Below are 20531 nucleotides of genomic sequence, written 5' to 3' on the forward strand. Positions count from 1 at the left end.
CATACAGCAGTCGCGGGTCAGTCGATGAATCTGGAACAACAGCAGTCTCAGCTTAAAGAGCTTATCGCTAAGGGTAAAATGCAAGGTTACCTCACGTTTTCTGAGGTAAACGATCACTTGCCCAGCGATATCGTCGATCCCGAGCAGATGGAAGACATCATCTGCATGATCAATGACATGGGAATCGAAGTGCATGAGGATGTGCCGGATGTGGATTTAATCCCAGAACCCGCGGTCGTTACCGAGGAAGACGAGGAAGAGGCGGCTGAGGTTGCGGCAGCACTCGCTTCCTCCGTCGACTCCGAGTTGGGCAGGACCACGGATCCGGTGCGGATGTATATGCGCGAAATGGGAACGGTCGAGCTCCTGACTCGTGAAGGCGAGCTTAGCATTGCCAAGCGCATCGAAGAGGGATTGAACCAAGCGGCGAATGAGCTGGTTCGTTTTCCGGCTGCGATGGACCATTTCATCAAGGCCTTCGAGCGGGTAGAAAAAGGAGAGGTAAGGCTGTCGGATCTGATTTCCGATTTTTTTGATCCGGTAGCCGACTCGGAAGAGGTCGTGCTGGACGAAGATGCAGACACAGACACCGATATTCTGGACGACGCCGAGAGCGGGCCGGATCCGGAACTGGTAAGAGAGAAGCTCGATCTTTTCAGTAAACAATATAAAGCGGCGGTCAGCACCCATCACAAGTACGGCTATCACCACGAACGTACGCAAAAGGCGTTCGACGCTCTTGCAGAGAGCTTCATGGAATTCAAGAAAACGCCTCAGTTTTTCAAAGAGTTGACCGACCTGCTACACAATACGGTAGAGAAGATCCGTGAACAGGAACGAATTCTTCAGGATATCTGTGTCGTCAAGGCAAAAATGCCGCGCGCAGAATTCGTGGAGTCGTTCACTGGTAACGAAGCCAATCCCGATTGGTTTCAGAAGCTGCTTGAGTCGAGCTACGGCGAGGCACTGGCTCCCTTTGCCGACGAGGCGAGGCGGGCACAAAGCAAACTAGCTCAGATAGAGAAAGACAATCAGCTGTCGATCGCTGACATCAAAGAAATCAATCGGCGTGTTTCCATCGGAGAAGATCAAGCACGTCTGGCCAAGAAAGAAATGATCGAAGCCAACCTGCGGTTGGTGATTTCCATCGCCAAGAAATATACGAATCGCGGTCTGCAGTTTCTCGATTTGATTCAGGAAGGCAATATTGGCCTAATGAAGGCGGTGGATAAATTCGAATATCGGCGCGGTTATAAATTCTCAACTTATGCGACTTGGTGGATCCGTCAGGCGATTACCCGTTCGATCGCCGATCAGGCGCGCACCATTCGAATTCCGGTTCACATGATCGAGACGATCAATAAACTGAACCGCATTTCGCGCCAAATGTTGCAGGAAATGGGGCGAGAAGCCACGCCGGAAGAATTGGCCGCACGTATGGACATGCCTGAGGACAAAGTCCGGAAAGTTCTGAAAATAGCCAAGGAACCCATTTCCATGGAAACCCCCATTGGTGACGACGAGGACTCTCATTTGGGGGATTTCATTGAGGACTCTCGGGTAATGTCTCCAATCGAGCATGCGACCGTCGCGAGTTTGCGCGAGACGACCCAGCAAGTTCTAGCTGGACTTACTGCTCGGGAAGCAAAAGTCTTGCGAATGCGTTTCGGTATTGATATGAATACCGACCACACACTGGAGGAAGTCGGCAAGCAGTTTGACGTAACCCGCGAACGTATTCGCCAGATCGAAGCCAAAGCACTGCGAAAACTCCGCCATCCTTCACGTTCCGAACAACTTCGGAGTTTTCTCGACATGGATTAGACTCGGTTTCCGGGCCCTTAGCTCAGTTGGTTAGAGCAGGGGACTCATAATCCCTTGGTCCTAGGTTCGAGCCCTAGAGGGCCCACCAAGTAAAATAAAGCCCTACGAGAGATCGTAGGGCTTTTTTCTTTTTGTGGGGTGCTGGTGGGGGCTATGGCGAACTAAGACGAGGTTGTCTGATTCAAGACACTCTTGATTCTCATGATGGATACGTCAGCATTGACCGTGCGATTCAGCCTTTTGGGCGAGCTCCTCACACAGGGTCGGATCACTCCGGGCGGTCTTATCGCGGTGGAGTCTGAAAAACCAGACTTGACCCGATAGGATCCCGATGGTTTGCTTTCAGATCGAATTTTCGATGCTGGCGGTTTTTGCGGGTTTGGTTAACCAGCCGCCGAACTTTATATTCAAAGGACACTCTATGAAGAAGTTCATCAATACGGTCGACAACCTGCTGGATGAGAGCGCGCGCGGTTTTGCGCTAGCCCATGCCGATATTGTTCGCCTCAATCCCGAACCTCGCTATATCGCTCGTACCGCTCCTCGTGCTCCGGGCAAGGTGGCGTTGGTTTCCGGTGGCGGCTCGGGACACGAGCCTCTGCACATCGGCTTCGTCGGGTTAGGCATGCTGGACGCGGCTTGTCCTGGACAAGTGTTTACCTCGCCCACGCCTGATCAGATGCTCGCCGCCGCTCAAGCGACGGAAAGCGGTGGCGGCGTGTTGTTCATCGTCAAGAATTACGCCGGCGATGTCATGAATTTCGAGATCGCGGCAGAAATGCTCGACTGCCCCCATGAGACGGTGCTGGTACATGACGATGTGTCTATTCCCGAGCATCAGGGCATGGGCCGGCGCGGAGTGGCGGGTACGACGATTGTCGAAAAGATCGTGGGCGCAGCGGCGGAAGCGGGCGCGGACCTTGCGGCTTGCAAGGCGCTGGGTGAACGGGTGGTTCGGGCGACGGCGTCCATGGGCGTGGCGTTGACCAGTTGCACCGTCCCAGCCGTAGGCAAGCCGACCTTTGGCATCGCCGACAATGAAATCGAAATGGGCGTGGGCATTCACGGGGAGAAGGGCAGGAAACGCATGGCGTTAGCGAGTGCTTCGGAAATCGTCGAACACTTGACGCAGGCCATCGACGATGAGCTCAAACCCGCCAAAGGCCAGCCGGCTCTGCTGCACGTCAATGGCTTCGGTGCGACGCCGCTGATGGAGCTGTATCTGGTTTATGATTTGACCCGCCAGTTCTGGGATCGGCGCGGGGTAAGCATCGTCCGTTCGCTGGTCGGCAACTTTACCACCTCGCTGGACATGGCCGGCTGCTCCGTCACCCTGACCCTCCTGGATGATGAGATGATCCGGCTGTGGGATGCGCCGGTGCACACCGCGGCTCTGAGATGGGGATGCTAGGTTGCCGGCGAGCTGTTCTTCGCCACAACGTCGGTGATCGCCTTGATGATTAACTGACTGGTTCTCGCGCCGGCGTCGATATGGCCGCGGGCGCGTTCGCCCAAGAACGAAGCTCGCCCTTTGGTGGCAATCATGTCTCGGGTCGATTCGCAACCGGTCTCGGCGACTTGATTGAGGGTTTCCAAGGTTTTCGGTAAGTCCCAGGATTCTTGCGCCGCCTGTCGCAGGGCGTTCGTTACCGGAATCAAGACATCGAGCATGGTTTTTTCGCCCAGATCGGCCTTGCCCCGCTGTTTCATCGCTTCCACGCCCTTGCCGAACGCGTCGGCCAGATTAGGCAGACTCATGTCTTTATCCTTCATTGCCTTGCTCATGGCTAGAAAAAGGGTGCCGTAGAGCGAGCCAGAAGCTCCTCCCACGCTGCTCATGAGGTTCATGCCGATTTTCTGGAAGGCGGCGGACCAGTCCATCCGTCCGAGTTCCTCCGTGATCGAGTCCAATGCGGCAAGGCCTCGCTGCAAGTTAGCGACGTGGTCGCCATCGCCGATCGCTTGATCAAGCGCGGCGACTTCCTCGGCATGTTCGCGGATAACCGCATCGGCGGCCTGAATGTACGCTTTGATTTGGGTGCTGCTTGCTGACATGGATATCCTTTCGGGCTGATTTACGGTTTCGGAAAAGCGATCTGGTATCGACGAAACGGCCTTCAAAGGTTAATTTAGGCGCGCTCCGATCGGCAACCTATATTCAACCATCGATCCCATGACACTCAACGACATTCGCGCCTTGATCATTGATATGGACGGCGTGCTCTGGGAGGGTGATCGTCCCATGCCCGGACTGGTGGAATTCTTTGAGACCCTGAGAGCCCGCGACATCCGTTTCGTATTAGCCACCAACAACGCCAGCAATACACCGGACCAGTATGTCGCCAAGCTTGCCCGCATGGGCGTCAGCGTAGACCGTGAACAGGTGATCGGTTCCGGCCTTGCCGCTGCGCTTTATCTCAAGCAGCACGCGCCGGCCGGGTCCAAGGTTTTTCCCATCGGCGAGGATGGCGTCTGCCAGGCTCTACTGGAAAACGGCTTTCGCCTGGCGGAACTTTATGAGAAGGATGCCGATTATGTGGTTTGCGGTTTGGATCGAACCCTGTCGTGGGATAAGCTTGCCACCGCCACGCTGAATCTTCGCGCCGGGGCCAAGTTTATCGGCACCAATCCGGACACGTCGTTGCCGACTGAGCATGGCCTTACCCACGGGAATGGGGCGGTTTTGGCGGCCTTGCAGGCGGCTACCGGCATCGAGCCCATCATCGTCGGTAAGCCTGAGCCCATCATGTATCAGCTAGCGATGGAGCGTCTGCAAGTGCCGCCCGAACAAACCGTCGCACTGGGCGATCGCCTCGACACCGATATCCTCGGTGCCGTGCGTGCAGGGATTCGGAGCATTCTGGTACTTTCGGGCATTTCCACGCGGGAGCACCTGGCGGACGTCGATTACGCGCCGACCTGGGTGATGGAAGATATCCGAGAAGTCATTGAAGCCGTACGTTAGCGTGTTTATTGCTGATGTACGATCGAGCTCGATAGAACGAAGCCTTAAAGAAATCTGCCAGTGGCTGTCCAAATTGACGACTTTCTTTGCTGGACATTGCGCTTTGGGAACACATTGTTCGTCCTATTGCGGTCCCGGCGGATTGGTCGCTGCCGGTGAGTTTTCTGCCAGTCTCCGCCGAGAACAGGGAGAGACATATGGAATGCGCATATGCCTGTGTCGCCAAGCTCGATTCCTCGCGTCCCATTTCGGATGGGTTCGCTTAGCCGGGACACTTGGGCGCGCCGTTGAGAGATGGTTGACCGGGGGAAGAATCTTTCAAGTATCGTTTTAGGCTTACTTTTTCACATTCTGTTCCTGGAGTCTTTCGTTTTGAAGAGCAGGCGCTTTCATTTGAGTTAAAGGAAGGTCTCGATTTCGAGCTTAGGGCCAGAGATTCGGACAAACTAATAAGCGCCAAGAAGTTCCATATCGAAGGTCGTGGATTTATAGATCAGGAATCCGCAAAGACTAGTGGCGAGCGGTTACGCACGCGGTCACGTGTTTTAAACGCCATGCTCGCACTAGGGATAACCGTCCCTTTAACAGACTCAATATCCGGTTCAGTTTCTCCAGAAATTAAGAAACATGTATACGAGAGCACTGGTGGGATTGCGCTTGATCCGATTGTTGGACTGGCTGTTTTCCCGGATGATGAGCGATATCTCGAATGCGTAATGTCAGGTGACGTTGAAGTATATCCAAGCAAGCCTGATTACGTTCTAGATGCTCTTAAAGCAATTTGGTCCATAGAAATGAATCTTGATGAACGAGCAGAGGATGCATTAAACATCAACATTTCTACTACCGAATCGTCACCGCGTGCCAGATTTCTCACAACATATCTCGCGCTGGAGCGTTTAATAGCCGATCATCCCGAAGCGAGTCTGCTAAGAAATTAATCGGGCAGTTTCAAAACCAAGTAAAGAATTCCGAACTGGAAGATGATGAAAAAAATTCACTTATCGGAGCTCTTGGGAAGCTTCATGAAGAATCGTCTAGCAGCGCTCTTTCCCGTTTCGCGCGCCGGATTCAAAAACCGACAGAAATCGCAGGACGACCAGTTCGGAAATTTTTTTCTAAGTGTGTCGATATCAGGAACAAGATTGCTCACAACGCAACATTGGACCCAGACATCGACTTAGAATCCATATCCAATGAGCTCCGCAAGGTTGTTTTGGCACTCATCTGGACAACACATGGAATTCCGGATGTATCAATAAATATTCCTGCCTCAAAAATCTCGTTCCCGGCTGGCGGAAGTTCGATTCGAATTCTTTAACAACGGCGGCGGTTAAAGGAATCAGGTAGCTTTTCCTAATCGGTTAATTGCCGTAGCTAGCGTGTCCGCTCTTTCCCATATCTTCTCATACTTAAGTTTCGTTCTCCTTGGGGATTCTATGGACCGTTGTCTATCTGTCACGTCCCGTATGATTATTTACCGAGAAGGCGTTATGCTCTGTTTGAAGCCCGGAGCCTTCTCCAGGAGATCTTTGGTTCGTCCAAGTAAGGTCCATCACCATGCAGATTCGTCTTCATAAGAACGCCCGTACCACCCCAGCCGTTCGGCAGGCCATTCAAGCGTCCACGTTGAGCGAGCGCGCCTTGGCCCAAAAGCATGGCATTAGCCGAACGACCGTCCGCAAGTGGAAACACCGCTCCTCGGTCGAAGATGCCTCGCATCGGCCCCACACCCTCAGAACCACGCTCACGCCCGCCCAGGAAGCCATCGTGGTCTACCTCCGCCAAGCTCTGCTCCTCCCCTTGGATGATCTCCTGGCCGTGACCCGGGAATTTCTCAATCCCGCCGTGTCCCGTTCCGGGCTAGACCGCTGCCTGCGCCGCCACGGGGTGGCGTCCCTCAAGACCCTGCTTCCGCCTACAGAGAAGGCGAAGGTCAAACCCTTCAAGGCCTATGAGCCCGGCTTCCTTCACCTGGATGTTAAGTACTTGCCCGCCATCGACGGCGAACCCCGCCGATACCTGTTCGTCGCCATCGACCGCGCCACCCGCTGGGTCTATGTCGCCCTCAAGCCCAACCGCACCGCCTTAAGCGCAAAGGACTTCCTCAAAGCGGTGATTCAGGCCGCGCCTTTCCGCATCCAGAAATGCCTGACCGACAACGGCTCGGAGTTTACCGACCGTTTCCTGACCCGAACTCGGCAGCCCTCGGGGACGCATGAGTTTGACCGCCTCTGTACTGAACAAGGCATCGAACATCGCCTGATTCCGCCGGGCCGGCCCCAAACGAATGGCCTGGTGGAACGCTTCAATGGCCGCATCGAGGAGGTGTTGCAAACCCATCACTTCGATTCAACCGCCGATCTGGACACCACCCTGCACCGCTATGTCGAGCTGTACAATCATCACATTCCCCAAAAGGTCTTAGGCCATCTCACCCCGATCCAGGCTCTCAAAAACTGGCAACTGTCCCATCCTCATCTTTTTCGAAAGAGGGTTTACAATCATGCGGGACTTGACATCTACCGACTTTATAACGATCTGGAAAACCGAGATAAAAACGTGCTTTTCTCTTTAGTTGGCGCCGTCTTTTCTCGCCAGGTTCATTGGTTTTATTGTTAATCGTGTCTGTAGGTTCCTTTGCTTGATCTCATCGATCCTTTTAGCCCATTTGTGAGCAAGGTCTTTAGTTGAAAACTTCCGGTAAGCGGTTTTGAGATGTGACAGAACAAAGATTTAGCGGTTCGAAGATTATTGTAAGCAGTTGATTTAAATGGCGCCCCGGATACGATTCGAACGTACGACCTTCCCCTTAGGAGGGGGACGCTCTATCCTACTGAGCTACCGGGGCGGTGTAGACTGATGCCGCCGTAAAGGCTTTGAGATCATGCGGATAGCTTCGAGGAAACAGCGATAGTTTACCTCTAAGACTCTTCCGAAAGCCAGCAATTCATTCCGAAACAGTCTCGATAGCTGTTCGGCGTGAATCGCTCATACCTGACATAAGTGTCGGCGTTTTGGACGCGGAATTCGCTGTCGATCGTGAAACATAGGCCGGGTCATTTCGCCACAGGAAGTCCCGCAGAGCGACAAGCCGCATGCCCCCAAGGCCAAGCGTGTTTCCGCCTGGGCCGGGCCGATAAACACCAGGAGGGTTACCTTACGTGCCTGATTAATTGGGTCGACCGTTCAGGTCATCGCAGGCTTCCCGCAAGGCATCTAAGGCTGAGACCAGAGCCGTGAAAGGGATCAACGAGGCTTCTGTCGACTCACTGAGTTCCCGGGCGAATCGGCGCAGTTTGGCCAGGTGTTGTTGAAGGTGACGTTCGGCGAAAAATGTGGTCGGGTCATGCAGCCCGGCTCGTAACATGGCGAGACTGAAGCGGGCCGGTCCGTGTTTAAGGCGTTCTAACAATACGGTTTGTACCCGGCGTTCCCAGCGGGTGCGGGGTTTTACGTTCTCGAGTCGGGGAATTAGCCGTCTTAAGTCGAGATAATCGGCAACCGCATTGTTGAGTTCGGCCGCTTTCGACAGTGGCGCGCCGGTTCGGGCAGCGAGGTCGACCAAGACCGGAAAGTCGTGCAATCGCTCCATGAGCGCAATGAGACGGGCTTCTTCGGGCGTGAACCCCAATTCTTCCGAAGCGGCGACACGCTCGTTGACATCCGAACGTTCGTTTTCCATAAGGCTTTCCGCGAGATAGTCGAGATATTTCGTTAAGTCCGCACGCCAAAGGCTCACGGTTTCGGCATGCGGAGACAAGGGTTTGCCCGCTTGCAGCGTCCAGAGGCAGAAGGAACGAAGGAGGTTTTCGAGATTCAGCAGCAGCTGGATTTGCTGGGCGGCCTCTATTCGGTCATCCAGCGCGCAGATTTTGCGGCGCAGCGTGCGGCCGTCGAGCACACGGTCGAACAGAACATACGCCCCGACGGCCTGGTTGAGAAAACTGGGTTCCAGCTCGTCGACCCAAACCAGAAAGCTTACCCCGGCTTGGTTGATCAGGGTGTTGCAGACGACGGTGACGGTAATTTCCTTGGCGAGAGAGTGTTCGTCGAGCGCATCAGAGAAGCGTTCGCGCACCGCGGGTGGAAAATAATCGGCGAGAAATTCGCGTGCCCAACCCGAAGCCAGGAACTCAGGGCTGTCGAACAGCGCTCGCTTCAAGGCCAGCTTCGCGTAAGCCATCAGCACGGCCAGTTCCGGCCGGGTCAGAGCTTGTTGGGGGCGTGCCGCGATATCCTTGCGGGACGGAAACGATTCGACCGTCGGGTCGAACAGTCCCGCGTTGATCAGCCGCGCGGCGACTTCAAGGAACGGTTCCACATCCTGGAGGCAACGCGCCTGGTCCAGCGAGAGGCAGAGACTTTGCCGGTAATTGTTAGCGAGGACAGAACGGCAAACATCGTCTCTGACTTTGACAAGCCACTCGTCGCGTTCCTCGCGGTTGGCGATCAGTTGTTTGTGCTGAAGAAGATCCAAAAGAATTTTGAGGTTGACCTCATGATCGGATAGATCCACCCCGCCTGAATTATTGACCGCGTCAGTATCGATGCGCCCGCCTTTGAGGGCGAATTCGACGCGGGCGAGTTGGGTGAAGCCGAGGTTGGCGCCTTCGCCGACGACTTTCGCTTTGATCTGGTTAGCGTCGACGCGGGTGCTGTCGTTGACTTTGTCGCCGACGTCCTCGTTGGTTTCCGTGCTCGCTTTGACGTACGTTCCGATGCCGCCGAGCCAGAGCAGGTCGACCGGGGCGGTGAGCAGCAATCGAATCAGTTCGTCACCGTCGACCGTGGTATGGTGGGTCCCGAGCCATTCGCGGACCTCTCGGGAGAGCGGAATGTCCTTCGCATCGCGCCGGAATACGCCACCGCCGGGTGAGATCAGGGCTCGGTTGTAGTCGTCCCAAGTGGAGTAGGGCAGGTCGAACAGGCGTTTTCGCTCTCGGTAGGACAGGGTGGGATCGGGATTCGGATCGAGGAAGATATGGCTACCGCTGAACGCGCCGCGCAGGCGGATCTTGTCGGACAGCAGCATGCCGTTGCCGAATACGTCGCCGTCCATGCTGCCAACGCCGATCACCGTGAACGTTTGGGTATCGATATCCTGTCCCAGTTCGCGGAAGTGCCGCTTTGCGCACTCCCAAGCGCCGCGTGCTGTGATACCGAGCTTCTTGTGGTGATAGCCGTGCGAGCCGCCGCTGGCGAAGGCATCGCCGAGCCAGAAGCCGTATTCCGAGGCGATAGCGTTGGCAAGGTCTGACAGGCGCGCCGTCCCTTTGTCGGCAGCCACGACCAGGTAGGGATCGGCATCGTCGTGGGTCACGACATCGGGCGGAGCGGATACCACGCCGCCTTGCAGGTTGTCGGTTACGTCCAAGAGTCCCCGGATCAGTGTGGAATACGCTTCCTGCACCAGGCGCTCGCGCTCGTCCGGGTTGCGCGGCGTCTGTTTGATCACGAATCCCCCTTTGGCGCCTTGCGGGACGATCAGGGAGTTCTTGATCATCTGGGTCTGCATCAGGTCGAGAATCTCGCTGCGGAAATCGTCCGGCCGATCCGACCAGCGGATGCCGCCGCGAGCCACTTTGGCTCCGCGCAGGTGTATACCTTCCATCAGCGCCGAGTGGACGTAAATTTCGAAGGATGGCCTCGGTGCCGGCATGTTGATGACTCCGAGGCTGCTGATCTTGAGCGCGATGAAATGATCCGGCTGATGGATCCGCCGGTAAAAATTGGTCCTGAGGGTCGCGTCTATGAGATTGAACAGGTCACGAAGGATACGGTCCTCGTTCGAATCTTCCACCTCATTGAGCGATGAACTCAGTTCCATGCGGATGGGCAGCATGGCCTCGTCCTCACGCCGGGCGAGGTCGGTCCAGCGGAGATCGGGCTTGAAGCGGCTCTCGAAATAACGAAAAAGCAGCTGAGCCGTCTTCGGATTGTTGAGTAGTGCCTGGTGAAAGCGGAAACGGCCGAAGCGGCTCCCGAGCTGAAAGTAGTAGTTCCGGTACGCCCGAAAGATGTCGATTTCCTTCCAGGAGAGTCCGGTAAGCAGAAGCAGACCGTTCAAAGCGTCTTTGTCCGCTCGTTCCGTCAGCAGCGCCATGAAGGCATCCAGCAAGGGTTCTTTGACGGACATCAAAGAATCCACGCCGTCCGTGACGGGCTTGATCGAGAAGCTGCGGATGTAGACTTGTTGCGATCCTATTTCCATGCGGAACTGAACCTGATCGATCGTCCGTAGGTTCAGGTCCTGAAGGATCGGTATGATTTCATCCAGGCTCCTCTCGCGTAACCCGTAGAGCTGAAGACGGTGAAACGGGTCGCCGAGTCGTAGGTCCGGCTCCCAGAGATCGACGGTCTCCTCGCCAGTGCGGATGACCTGTTCGACCTTGAACGCATCACGAGTGGCCAAGTGCGGTGGAACGAGTGCGCGGTATTCGTCGGAGAGCGCCTGTTCATAGGGGAACGATAAGGGGGGTTGCCGGAGCTCCCGAGTGGACTGGTCGAGAAAGAGTCTGAAGTCGCGTTCCCAAGCCATGTTTGGTTTCCCGCCGAAACGGAGTACGAAGGTTGGTACTCCACGAGACAAGCGTCGGATTTCGTCCGGCGCGCGTTGGCGTTAAGAAATAAGGTGGTTTTAGGCCAATTTTTTATACATTTCCAGGACGTTGCCGTTGTCCGCCTTGCGATAATTGACCCGGTCCATGAAGGTCCGCATAAAGAAAATGCCCCGGCCGCGCTCGTCCAGAGCATCGAGATTCGGCGGCGGAACGGCGTTCAGGTCGAAGCCTTGTCCGTGGTCGTACACAAAAATTTGGAGGTCTTTGTCGCGTATGTGCATGCACACCCTCACCGTCTTATTGGCGTCGCTGGGCGAGGCATGCTCGATCGCGTTGACCATGGCTTCCGTCAAAACCAGATTGAGATGATAGGCAAGCGCGTCGCGGTCGCCGGTGTAGACGTCCAATGTCTTGGCTACCTGTTCGGCGATATTGCCGATCAAACTCAGATACCGAGTTTGGTTCGGAACCACAATCTCGACGTTGATGATGTCGGTGTCGCCGCCCATCTCAGTCTCCTGGCTAGTTACTATCGGGTACCTCCTGCAGGCTGGGATAGATGTCGAATACCCGATGCAGGCGGGTGAGCTCGAACATGGACTGCACGCGGGGCTGTAATCCCGCCAACAGAAAGCTGCCGGAACGCAGGGAAGCGTTCTTGTAACCAGACAACAGTGCACCCAAGCCCGAACTGTCGATAAAACGGACGCCCGACAAATCGATAACCAAGCGTGTGTGCCCCTCTTCCAAAAGCTTGAGAATGTAATCCTTCAGTTCGCCGGAGTTATGTGCATCGAGGCGTTCCTCCTTCAGGCTAAGGATGGTCCTGCCGTTACGATTTTCGGTCGAGATATTCATCGTTTGGCTCCAGCATCGGCGATCTTCTTAGGACAAGTTGCAGGGAGAATAATAACGTGGATTTCACCAGCAAAAACACACGCGCGAGTTTTGGGCGGCAAAGCTTTTGCGCCGAACCGCTGACATGCTCGTCAGGTCGAGTTTCAGCGCCTTGTTATCCCGGGACTTGCGGCGATTGCGAGTCGTACGAAAGCGGATTTTTTCGGCGGCTTGCCGTTAACGCGTTTTTATCGAGCCGGAACAACCGGCGTGAAACGATTCGTTCAAGCTTTTAGACGGCGGCATCGAGCCAAAAATTCACTGAGTCTCGTTTCCTTGAAGTTGTCCAGGTCCCAGCTTCGCCGTACGAGCAGCCGGTAATGCGCGGGCGGAACGAGATAAACCTCGGCATCGACAGGAACTTCCCCGGACGTGATCACGGTCAAGGATTCGCGCCGATAAAAATCATCCTCAAACGCATCCAGAGCTCTTAGCGCGCGCGGCGGCACATTCTCGTAGAGTATGCCATCAGTAAAGCTGCCCGGCTCTCTTCGTAGTCCTGGGTAAACGCGGCCGCGGATGCAATAGCGGGCGTAATCGTGTAAACGGGCGGGTTTTGACGGGAACACGTCGCCGGTAACGGCTCTCATCACGTCTGGGAGCTGGAGTGTGCCATAAGCGAAAACCTTGAACATGGCTGTTGCAATTCATTGAATAGCTTGAAACAGCATATCCGGCCCTCTGATTTGATCCAAGGGGCTGACCGTCTTACAGCCGGAACTCAGTGGATACAAAAACGTTTTGGACAGACTCCATACGAACCTTTTGGCGCCATAGATGGCTTTTTTGACAGTCTGGCGCAGCGGCTAGTGGGCTCTTAACCGCGCGGGTTTTCCTCGGCGATATTAGGGGCCAGCGTGCTCTTTCGTGTATCCTGTTTGAGGAAGCCCTGAACAAGTGGATTCCGTTCATGCTCTTCAACAAACCTGCACTGAGCTTGGTCGAGTGGCCTGTCTTATTGATCAGGCCTGTAAATTCCTTCCTGGTATTTACCGGCCGCTGCCCAGGCCGGTACACGCCCGGCCTGGGCTCGCGCGGCTTGTCGCCGCGCCGGGGCATCCCTGTCCCGGATTAACCCAGCCTAATTTAAGGGCCGGGTTAATAAGCGGAGCCGAAGGACCTGCCAGAGCTTTCTTAAAAAAGCGATTTCCGCCTTGCAAGGCCTCGTTGGAGCAACGGGCGGGCGGTCGCAGAGCAGTGAATCTGAACGTTTCGTCGCAAGCGGGATTATAGCGGCGGCACGGTAAGGTTCAGCGTCCCACTCAATCGAGAGGAGTAAAACCTTGGTAATAGTTCATGTCTGGCCGGGCACGGGTGTCATCGGCAGCGGCGGGAACGTCGGCCACGGCGCGATGACCTGCGGTTCGACTTACATCAGTTGGTGGCCTAGAAGCGGGTCAGTCGCTACGTCCGAGGCCGCGTATCAGATACTCATCGGGGAATCCACCGTTCCGGGAGGTGCGGAAGTGTTTCGCGTCGACTGCGCCAGCGAAGGCAACCGGCTGCCTCAGGATTACGCGTTTGCCGACGTGTTCGACGAGGAGGCGATACTCAACGCTTGGGCAGCGTGGCAGAGGATCGGAACCTATAACCTGACTTACAAAAGCTGCTGTGCGTGCGTCGTTGCCTTGCTGATAGCCGGAGGACTTCCGCGAATCTTGCCCGGAAGTCGTCGCTACTACAGCTCGACTCCCGATAGAAGACCGATTGTCACGCCAAACGGTTTGGCCACTTTGGCCCGCGCGGCAAGGACGAGCATCCGCCCCGAGCGGTTTCCATCGATGACCATTGGACGGCACCGCAGATAGTTGGAATCTATCCCGCTAGATCCCAAAAAAACTTCGACTCTGCTGAAATGCGAATTAAGAGCTAACAGAAAGAAAGCGCCAGCCCATTGGTGTCTCTTAAGGATGATTCTGCAACATCCCTTGGAGAGACGACCATGGACGGGCAAACTCAACTTATTACCGTGTATCTGACGGTGTGCGATCTCTACCGTAAGGGCCTCTGGGTCTATGGACAGCGATTCGCTCCCTATAGCGACCTCCGCTTTACGGATGAAGAAGTGATCACTCTTTATTTGTGTGGCCTCCTCGATGGAAAGTGCCCGATCAAAACGCTCTACGAGCATGCGCGGCGTTATTGGCGCGACTGGTTTCCGCATCTGCCCAGCTACGGCGGCTTCGTCCAACGCCTGAATCGGCTCGCCGATGTGTTTCCCGCGCTGTTGGAACACTGGAGCCCAGCGGGCGCGTCCGCCACCCCGATCGGGGTCGCCGATTCCTTCCCCGTAGTGTTGGCCCGGCAGACCCGGCGGTCTACCGCCAAGGTTGCCCCGGACCTGGCGGCGAGCGGCTATTGTTCGGCCAAGAAGCTCTACGACCACGGCGTGAAAATCCACGTAATCGGTGATGAGCAGCCAGGCACGTTACCCCGGCCCCGCTAGATCGCTCTGACGGCGGCGAACCTGAACGATGGCCCGGTGCTCGAACAGATTGCCCCGAGCCTGGGTGATCGCTATCTGTTTGCCGATAAGGCTTACGAATACCTCTCGCGCCAGACCTCTCTCCCGTTCACGGTCTTCACGCCCGTACGCAAGACGCCGGGACAGATGCATCTCGATGCCGCTGACCGGTTGTATTCCTCGGCTGTCTCGCGGGTTCGCCAACCCATTGAAGCACTGTTTAACGGGATTCAGGCGAAAACCGGAATCGAGACCGCCAGCAAAGTCCGCTCCTCGCGGGGACTCCTCGTTCACGTCCTCGGCCGCCTCGCAGGTGCCATGTTCCTGTTGAATCAATGCCCAAACAGCCCTTAATTCGCATTTAAGACCGCTCCTTCGACAGGCGCGCCCCGAGTCTGTCGAAGGGCTCGGGGCGAATTCCCGTCGGAATGGGCTCTCAATGACGAGCGGCGTTCGCGATCCGTCGCAGGTCGGACCGCGGAATGTCGCCGGCGGCGCGATGCTGTCCGAGCGCTTTGACGCGTGCCGGGCCGTTGTAATACGATCCGCCGCACGTTCCGCTTATTATGAAGGTTTCGATGCGAGAAGCATCAAGTGTGAACAGGTTTGGAGTCGAGAGACCCGCGGATAATATAATATCGAGTGTTCCCGTTCGAACGAGTGCAAGCGCGTGGGCTGATGACCGCCATAACGAAGACCGCAAGCCATTTGCCCGGACTCACGACGGGTTTTTCCGCCGTTTTGCTGACCGTTGCGGTCTACGGTTGCGCGGTTTCTCTGCTTTTCGGCTGGGGCATGGTTCCCATTTTTTTATATGTCGGAGCCGCCGGCATCCTCGCCCGACTGTTCCTCACGCCCAGGCAATTTACAATCGATAGGCCGATGGCCTTGTTGCTGGCGTTGGTGGTCGTGATCGTCGTACAGGGCTATCTCATGTCGCCCTACCCAACCGATCTTCGCTTCCTGAAGCATCTTTCCTGGCCTTTGGCGGTGGTTGCCGGAGCGACGATGCTGCCGGAACGACTTGGCGGAAAGCTGCAGCTGACCCATTCCCCAGTGGTTGCCGTGCTGGCGTTGCTTTACGTCGTCGCTCAATGGGTCGCGTTTTCAGTCTATCCGGACGCGTTCGGTCTATTTTCGAATCCGCATTTCCCAGCGCTTTATTGCGTATTGACACTGCCCATCCTGCTCTATTTCGCGGTCGCGGTCGGCGGTCCGTGGCGTTGGGTTTTCATTTTGGCATCGCTCGGCGATATGCTGCTTTTGCTGAAGACCCAGTCCAGACCGGGCTTTTTGGCGCTGACGGCGAGCGCTCTCGCTCTCGTCCCGTTGTTGTCGGGCAGGCAGCGCCGGGTCGTTCTCGCGGCCGTTCTGGCTGTTCCGGTTCTGCTGTTCGTAACCGGTGTTTACGGGTTCGATGCCAGAATGGCCGATCTATTCGGTAATTTGACCCGGGAGGAGCGCGTGGCTATCTGGACGGAGACCTTGGCGCTGCAGTCGGCAAGTTCGGGTCCTGAATGGGTTTTCGGGCACGGTTTCGGGGCGTTCCTCCAGGATTATCAGACTGTTTCGAGCTTTCACGGCATCGTCGATTTCTCCTTTCCGCACAACTTCTTACTGGAATGGCTGTACAGCCACGGAGTGGTGGGATTCGTGCTATTGGTCGCGGCGTATTCGCTGTTCCTTGCGAAGCTCGCCGTGCATACCGCGAAGTCCGTGGATCCCGATCGCAGAAGGTTCGGTATGCTCCTGATCGCCGTAACCACGGCTCACCTTACGCATTCGTTTTTCACCCTGCCGTTTTTCTCCAAATCGACCTTGTATCCGTTGAGCCTGGTGTTGGGAGTCGGTTTGCGTTTTCTCAAGGACCGTCGCGCCGATGGTTGAGCAAGGCTTTCCGCCCGTCACTCTGATCATTCCCAACTATAACGGGGCGCATTTGTTGCGCCGTAATCTGCCTTTCGTGATGGCCGCCGCCGCAGCTTACCCCGGAGCCTGTCCCATCGTCGTGGTGGACGACGGCTCCGGAGACGGAAGCGCCGAGATGCTTCGTGGAGAGTTTCCTTCGATTCGCGTCGTGGCCCACAAAGCCAATCGAGGTTTCGCGGAAGCGATCCGATCGGGGGTCGATGCCGCCGAGTCGGAGTTCCTGATTTTCCTGAACTCCGATGTGCGCCCGCGGGAGGATTTCATAGCACCGTTGATCCGGCACTTGGCTCGGGCGGATGTCTTCTCCGTTTCGCCTCTGGTTCTGGACGAGGACGGACGAGTGAACCCGGTGTCGTGGCGCTGTTTCCGGATAAGACGCGGTCGGCTGAGATCGGTGCGCTGGCGCTTCGACGATCTGAATCCCGAGGTGCCGACGGAAAGTCTATTCGCCTCCGGGGGCTCGGTGGCGCTTCGGAAATCGATGTTCGAGGCCTTGGGCGGATTTTTGCCGCTTTACAAGCCCTTCTATTCAGAAGACTTTGACTTGGGCTTGCGCGCGTGGAAACGCGGCTGGCGAACGCTCTTGGAGCCAGCCAGCCGGGTGATGCATGAGCGCAAGGGTTCGATTTCCGAAAATGTCGCCGCCCGCCGTGTCGGCAAAACGCGGGTGCGCAATCGTTTCCTGCTCGAATGGACGCATATGCCGGGCAGGGACCTGGCGCTCTACTTGATGCCGGGTTACCTGCTCCAACTCATCGGACGCTTGGCGCGGCTCGACCTGCTGTATGTCGAAGGTTTCCTGGCCGCTTTGCGCCGTCTTCCGGAAGCGCTTCGGGTACGTGCCGAAATCCGGAGGCACCAAGTCCTGGATTTTTGGCGTATAGTCGATTCGGTCGAGCAAAGTTTCAAATCGCGGATTTGATTGTTATGAAAGCGTTCTCGAAATTACGGAGACCGTATGGCTACGGACAGTCCGATGTTTACCGTCTTTATTCCCACCTATAACCGAGCCGGGTTGTTGCCTAGGGCTTTATCCAGCATCGAAGCCCAGACCTTTCGGGATTTCGAAGTCGTCATCGTCGACGACGGCTCGACCGATGACACCGCCGCCGTCGTGGCCCGCTGGAAGGCGCGCGTCGAATTTCCCGTCACTTACGTCAAGCAGAACAATCAGGGCAAGCACGTTGCCCATAACAAAGGGGTCGAATTGGCCAAGGGAAGGCTGTTTTTCAATCTGGACTCTGACGATCGTCTGTTGCCGGACGCCCTGGAACGAATTTGGCGCCAGTGGGAAGCCATACCGGAGGACGGTCGCGAACGTTTCGCCGGCGTCGAGGGACTGGTCCTGAGCATGGACGGGAAGCGGTTGCTGAGCAATCCCTATCCCCACAACCCGCTGGATGCGAGCTTTCTGGACGTGCGCTATCGCCTGAGGGTAAGCGGCGACAAAAAGCACGCGATTCGGACTGATATCGCGCGCCGGTTTCCGTATCCGGTCTTTTCCGGCGAAAGACATGTCCGGCCTTCGATGACCTGGAAACGAATTTCCCACCACTATGTCTTTCGTTGCATCAACCAGCCGCTACAACAAGTCGAGTATCAGCCGGACGGTCTGTCTTCCGACCGATTTCGCCTGCGCATGCATAACCCGCGCGGATTCCAGCTCTATTACCTGGAGGACGTGACCATGCACCGGCCATGGCTCAGCCGTCGTCAGCTGCGGCGCAGCATGGTCGACTTCATCCGATTTTCCTTCCATGCTGGCACCGGTCTTCTCGAACAGGCGCGGCTGACGCGTTTCGATCCCTTGTGGTTGATGATGCTGCCGGCCGGATGCGGACGTTGGCTGGTGGACCTTTATCGGCTGCGTTTCAGGAAGGGCTATAAGCCGAACCGGAAGGCGACGCGCAACTGACGCCAGAGACGTTACTGCCGCTCGGTGCGTTTCAAACAGGGGATGTCGAGTCACAGGTCGGCAATCCCGTTTCGGCTAACCCCGCTGCGCTTCAAAGTGTCGGGAAAGGATTACCGGCCTACGGTAGCGTCACCTTAGCGGACTATCAGTAGGGTGTGCACCAAGCTAAGTTCTCACACACCTTCTCACAGCCACTCGGCGCGTTTCAGGCGTCTATACAGCCAGACGCACCCGATCAAGGTGGCTGCTAGGACAGCGGGATAACCAAATCGCAGTTCCAATTCCGGCATGAATTTGAAGTTCATGCCGTACATGCTGAATACCATGGTTGGCAACGCCAGAATTGCACCCCAGCCGGCCAGTCGCTTGACGACTTCGTTCTGCCGCACCGTGATCAGGGCCAGGTTCGCCTGCATTGCGTCGGACAGCGTTTCGCGCATGGTGTCGGTGGCGCGGATGATACGGTGCACATGGTCCAGCACGTCGCGGAAATAAACCCGCAGGTCCTTAGGCACGATCTCGGGGTGAAGCCGCATGAGCGCATTGCAGATATCCAGTAGCGGCATCGCGGCATTGCGCAGCCGCAGCAGGTGGCGCTTGAGATCGTACAGGCGCTCCATCGCGTCGCGATGCGAGCGGTTTTCGAAAATGTCTTCCTCCAGTTCTTCGAGCAGCGATTGATAATGCTCGACGACCGGCATGAAGTTATCCACGATCAAGTCGAGGACCGCATAAAGCGGAAACCCGGAGCCCTTGGCAAGGAGTTGGGGTAGGCTTTCGCAACGGGTTCGGGCGCGGCCGTAGCCCAGCGAGGATTGGTGGCGGATGGAGATCAGAAACTGCTTGCCCACGAACAGATGGGTTTCGCCGAAGTGAACCTCGCCGTCGCGGAGCTCCACCGTGTGCAGGACCACAAACAAGGAACCCTTGTATTCTTCCAGTTTCGGCCGCTGGTGCGCGGAGCGCGCGTCTTCCACCGCGAGTTCGTGTAGGCCGAACTCCGCCTGGAGTTGCAGTAATTCGCTAGGATCAGGTTCGGCCAATCCAACCCACACGAAGCTCTCTGGGTCGGCGAGCAGCTCGCTGATATTTTCGACGCCGATGTCGTCGATCCGCTGGCCGTTACGATAGGCGGCGCATCTGATATACACGATCTATCCTTTTTGTTCCTCTGTGAGAAACTGATCATGGTTTTTGTACGTATTAGTTACTTATAATACGATCCATTCAACGGATTTCCTTGAGGGGCTTGATGGTCGATGTACAACGTTTGAAGGGCGCCGCGCAGACGGCTGGTATTTTTCGCTACGCTTCTGTTGCAGGGCTACTTTCTTTAGGCGTTGTATTTTATTTTACCCCGTTGAAAGCTTGGCTGGCCGATGGTTTGATGCTCAAGGCCGAGTTGGCGAGCTACGGTTTGGCGGCACCCCTGATTTTCACGTCGGCGGGCGCTGTGCTTACGGCAATCGGAGCTCCCCGCCTGATTTTATGTTCTCTTGGCGGGCTGGTGTTCGGTTTTGCTTGGGGGTTGGTGTGGAGCCAGTTGGCGACGGTGTTGGGCTCGTATTTGACGCTTCTGCTCGTTCGCCGCTTCCGTATAGGTTACGGATTGAGGAAGGTCCGTCAATTTGAGCGGTTGGTGCGGCAGATCGCGTGCAACGGCGTGTTGGCCGTCGTGTTGATTCGACAGCTTCCGCTAAATAATTTCTACAATAACGTGCTATTAGGACTGACGGATGTCAGGCATGTGGATTTCCTTGTGGGAAGCCTGATTGGTTTCTTGCCCATGGGGATAACTGCCTGTTTGATCGGTGCGGGCTTGCTTCAGACCGATTTCGCCAGGGCTGCCGAATATATTTCCTTGGGATTCGCGTCATCGGTGATTCTGGGCTATGCGCTGAACCGGCTCCGTGCTTTCGTGTACGTCAAGAATGCCGACTGGTCTTTTTTGGCCGATAAGGACTCGTGATCGGC

17 protein-coding genes, 2 tRNA genes and 1 pseudogene are annotated in these 20531 nt (G+C 56.2%); 13 read left to right on the top strand and 7 right to left on the bottom strand.

Annotated features, from left to right (window positions below; genetic code table 11):
• The first annotated feature begins 24 nt into the window (after positions 1-24).
• From rpoD to dhaK, 3 genes are all read left to right on the top strand, one after another.
• Positions 25-1824, top strand: coding sequence for an RNA polymerase sigma factor RpoD (gene rpoD, locus QEN43_RS18110; protein ID WP_026609696.1), 1800 nt, complete (start codon positions 25-27; stop codon positions 1822-1824).
• A gap of 11 nt (positions 1825-1835) precedes the next feature.
• Positions 1836-1912 (top strand) — tRNA-Ile (locus QEN43_RS18115).
• 333 nt (positions 1913-2245) lie between these two features.
• Entirely contained in the window at positions 2246-3235 is a 990-nt protein-coding gene (dhaK, locus tag QEN43_RS18120; protein WP_026609697.1) for a dihydroxyacetone kinase subunit DhaK, read from the top strand.
• On the opposite strand, the gene dhaL is transcribed toward dhaK, so the two are convergent.
• Complete coding sequence (gene dhaL, locus QEN43_RS18125) at positions 3232-3879, bottom strand: dihydroxyacetone kinase subunit DhaL (protein ID WP_026609698.1); 648 nt, start codon at positions 3877-3879, stop codon at positions 3232-3234. The genes dhaK and dhaL overlap by 4 nt on opposite strands.
• A gap of 118 nt (positions 3880-3997) precedes the next feature.
• Between dhaL and QEN43_RS18130 the strand changes: the two genes are divergently transcribed.
• The 3 genes and pseudogenes from QEN43_RS18130 to QEN43_RS18140 all read left to right on the top strand — a co-directional run.
• Positions 3998-4789: an HAD-IIA family hydrolase gene (locus QEN43_RS18130; protein WP_036268024.1), complete on the top strand. Its 792-nt coding sequence runs from the start codon at positions 3998-4000 to the stop codon at positions 4787-4789.
• Between the two features lie 554 nt (positions 4790-5343).
• A complete protein-coding gene (locus QEN43_RS18135) occupies positions 5344-5730 on the top strand; it encodes a hypothetical protein (RefSeq protein ID WP_156912678.1) in 387 nt (128 codons plus the stop codon).
• A 619-nt stretch (positions 5731-6349) separates the two neighbouring features.
• A pseudogene (locus tag QEN43_RS18140) lies at positions 6350-7309 on the top strand (IS481 family transposase); the annotation flags it as partial.
• Positions 7310-7563: 254 nt separating this feature from the next.
• Here QEN43_RS18140 and QEN43_RS18145 read toward each other — a convergent pair.
• From QEN43_RS18145 to QEN43_RS18165, 5 genes are all read right to left on the bottom strand, one after another.
• Positions 7564-7640: transfer RNA gene (locus QEN43_RS18145), tRNA-Arg, on the bottom strand.
• A gap of 321 nt (positions 7641-7961) precedes the next feature.
• Positions 7962-11330: an NAD-glutamate dehydrogenase domain-containing protein gene (locus tag QEN43_RS18150; RefSeq protein WP_026609700.1), complete on the bottom strand. Its 3369-nt coding sequence runs from the start codon at positions 11328-11330 to the stop codon at positions 7962-7964.
• Between the two features lie 99 nt (positions 11331-11429).
• Positions 11430-11861: an ATP-binding protein gene (locus QEN43_RS18155; RefSeq protein WP_026609701.1), complete on the bottom strand. Its 432-nt coding sequence runs from the start codon at positions 11859-11861 to the stop codon at positions 11430-11432.
• 13 nt (positions 11862-11874) lie between these two features.
• Positions 11875-12210 carry an STAS domain-containing protein gene (locus QEN43_RS18160; RefSeq protein ID WP_026609702.1) on the bottom strand — a complete coding sequence of 112 codons (336 nt, stop codon included), beginning with the start codon at positions 12208-12210 and terminating at the stop codon, positions 11875-11877.
• Between the two features lie 263 nt (positions 12211-12473).
• Positions 12474-12884 carry a gamma-glutamylcyclotransferase family protein gene (locus QEN43_RS18165; protein WP_051331525.1) on the bottom strand — a complete coding sequence of 137 codons (411 nt, stop codon included), beginning with the start codon at positions 12882-12884 and terminating at the stop codon, positions 12474-12476.
• A gap of 648 nt (positions 12885-13532) precedes the next feature.
• On the opposite strand from QEN43_RS18165, the gene QEN43_RS18170 reads away from it, so the two are divergent.
• From QEN43_RS18170 to QEN43_RS18195, 6 genes are all read left to right on the top strand, one after another.
• The gene (locus tag QEN43_RS18170) at positions 13533-14057 is read left to right on the top strand and encodes a hypothetical protein (protein WP_026609703.1); all 525 of its coding nucleotides are present in this window, start codon (positions 13533-13535) and stop codon (positions 14055-14057) included.
• Between the two features lie 134 nt (positions 14058-14191).
• Positions 14192-14695 (top strand): hypothetical protein, encoded by a 504-nt coding sequence (locus tag QEN43_RS18175; protein ID WP_026609704.1) that lies wholly within the window; start codon positions 14192-14194, stop codon positions 14693-14695.
• Positions 14696-14731: 36 nt separating this feature from the next.
• Positions 14732-15067, top strand: coding sequence for a hypothetical protein (locus QEN43_RS18180; RefSeq protein ID WP_235726544.1), 336 nt, complete (start codon positions 14732-14734; stop codon positions 15065-15067).
• A gap of 324 nt (positions 15068-15391) precedes the next feature.
• Complete coding sequence (locus tag QEN43_RS18185; RefSeq protein ID WP_156912679.1) at positions 15392-16600, top strand: O-antigen ligase family protein; 1209 nt, start codon at positions 15392-15394, stop codon at positions 16598-16600.
• On the top strand, positions 16593-17564 hold the full coding sequence (locus QEN43_RS18190; protein WP_026609708.1) for a glycosyltransferase family 2 protein: 972 nt from the start codon (positions 16593-16595) through the stop codon (positions 17562-17564). Before QEN43_RS18185 ends, QEN43_RS18190 begins: the two co-directional genes overlap by 8 nt.
• A 36-nt stretch (positions 17565-17600) precedes the next feature.
• Positions 17601-18557, top strand: a complete 957-nt coding sequence (locus tag QEN43_RS18195) for a glycosyltransferase family 2 protein (protein WP_317963467.1) — start codon at positions 17601-17603, stop codon at positions 18555-18557.
• Positions 18558-18742: 185 nt separating this feature from the next.
• On the opposite strand, the gene corA is transcribed toward QEN43_RS18195, so the two are convergent.
• A complete protein-coding gene (corA, locus tag QEN43_RS18200) occupies positions 18743-19708 on the bottom strand; it encodes a magnesium/cobalt transporter CorA (protein ID WP_026609709.1) in 966 nt (321 codons plus the stop codon).
• Between the two features lie 101 nt (positions 19709-19809).
• Between corA and QEN43_RS18205 the strand changes: the two genes are divergently transcribed.
• Positions 19810-20526 (top strand): TVP38/TMEM64 family protein, encoded by a 717-nt coding sequence (locus QEN43_RS18205; protein ID WP_051331527.1) that lies wholly within the window; start codon positions 19810-19812, stop codon positions 20524-20526.
• The last annotated feature ends 5 nt before the right edge of the window (positions 20527-20531 follow it).

This window comes from Methylocaldum szegediense (assembly GCF_949769195.1).
In the GTDB taxonomy this organism is placed as follows: Bacteria; Pseudomonadota; Gammaproteobacteria; order Methylococcales; family Methylococcaceae; genus Methylocaldum; species Methylocaldum szegediense.

Bases quoted from the DNA above. Each gene is read 5' to 3' on its own strand.
- rpoD (WP_026609696.1), top strand. From the start codon at position 25: ATGAATCTGGAACAACAGCAGTCTCAGCTTAAAGAGCTTATCGCTAAG.
- dhaK (WP_026609697.1), top strand. From the start codon at position 2,246: ATGAAGAAGTTCATCAATACGGTCGACAACCTGCTGGATGAGAGCGCG.
- dhaL (WP_026609698.1), bottom strand. From the start codon at position 3,879: ATGTCAGCAAGCAGCACCCAAATCAAAGCGTACATTCAGGCCGCCGAT.
- QEN43_RS18130 (WP_036268024.1), top strand. From the start codon at position 3,998: ATGACACTCAACGACATTCGCGCCTTGATCATTGATATGGACGGCGTG.
- QEN43_RS18135 (WP_156912678.1), top strand. From the start codon at position 5,344: ATGCTCGCACTAGGGATAACCGTCCCTTTAACAGACTCAATATCCGGT.
- QEN43_RS18150 (WP_026609700.1), bottom strand. From the start codon at position 11,330: ATGGCTTGGGAACGCGACTTCAGACTCTTTCTCGACCAGTCCACTCGG.
- QEN43_RS18155 (WP_026609701.1), bottom strand. From the start codon at position 11,861: ATGGGCGGCGACACCGACATCATCAACGTCGAGATTGTGGTTCCGAAC.
- QEN43_RS18160 (WP_026609702.1), bottom strand. From the start codon at position 12,210: ATGAATATCTCGACCGAAAATCGTAACGGCAGGACCATCCTTAGCCTG.
- QEN43_RS18165 (WP_051331525.1), bottom strand. From the start codon at position 12,884: ATGTTCAAGGTTTTCGCTTATGGCACACTCCAGCTCCCAGACGTGATG.
- QEN43_RS18175 (WP_026609704.1), top strand. From the start codon at position 14,192: ATGGACGGGCAAACTCAACTTATTACCGTGTATCTGACGGTGTGCGAT.
- QEN43_RS18185 (WP_156912679.1), top strand. From the start codon at position 15,392: ATGACCGCCATAACGAAGACCGCAAGCCATTTGCCCGGACTCACGACG.
- QEN43_RS18190 (WP_026609708.1), top strand. From the start codon at position 16,593: ATGGTTGAGCAAGGCTTTCCGCCCGTCACTCTGATCATTCCCAACTAT.
- QEN43_RS18195 (WP_317963467.1), top strand. From the start codon at position 17,601: ATGGCTACGGACAGTCCGATGTTTACCGTCTTTATTCCCACCTATAAC.
- QEN43_RS18205 (WP_051331527.1), top strand. From the start codon at position 19,810: ATGGTCGATGTACAACGTTTGAAGGGCGCCGCGCAGACGGCTGGTATT.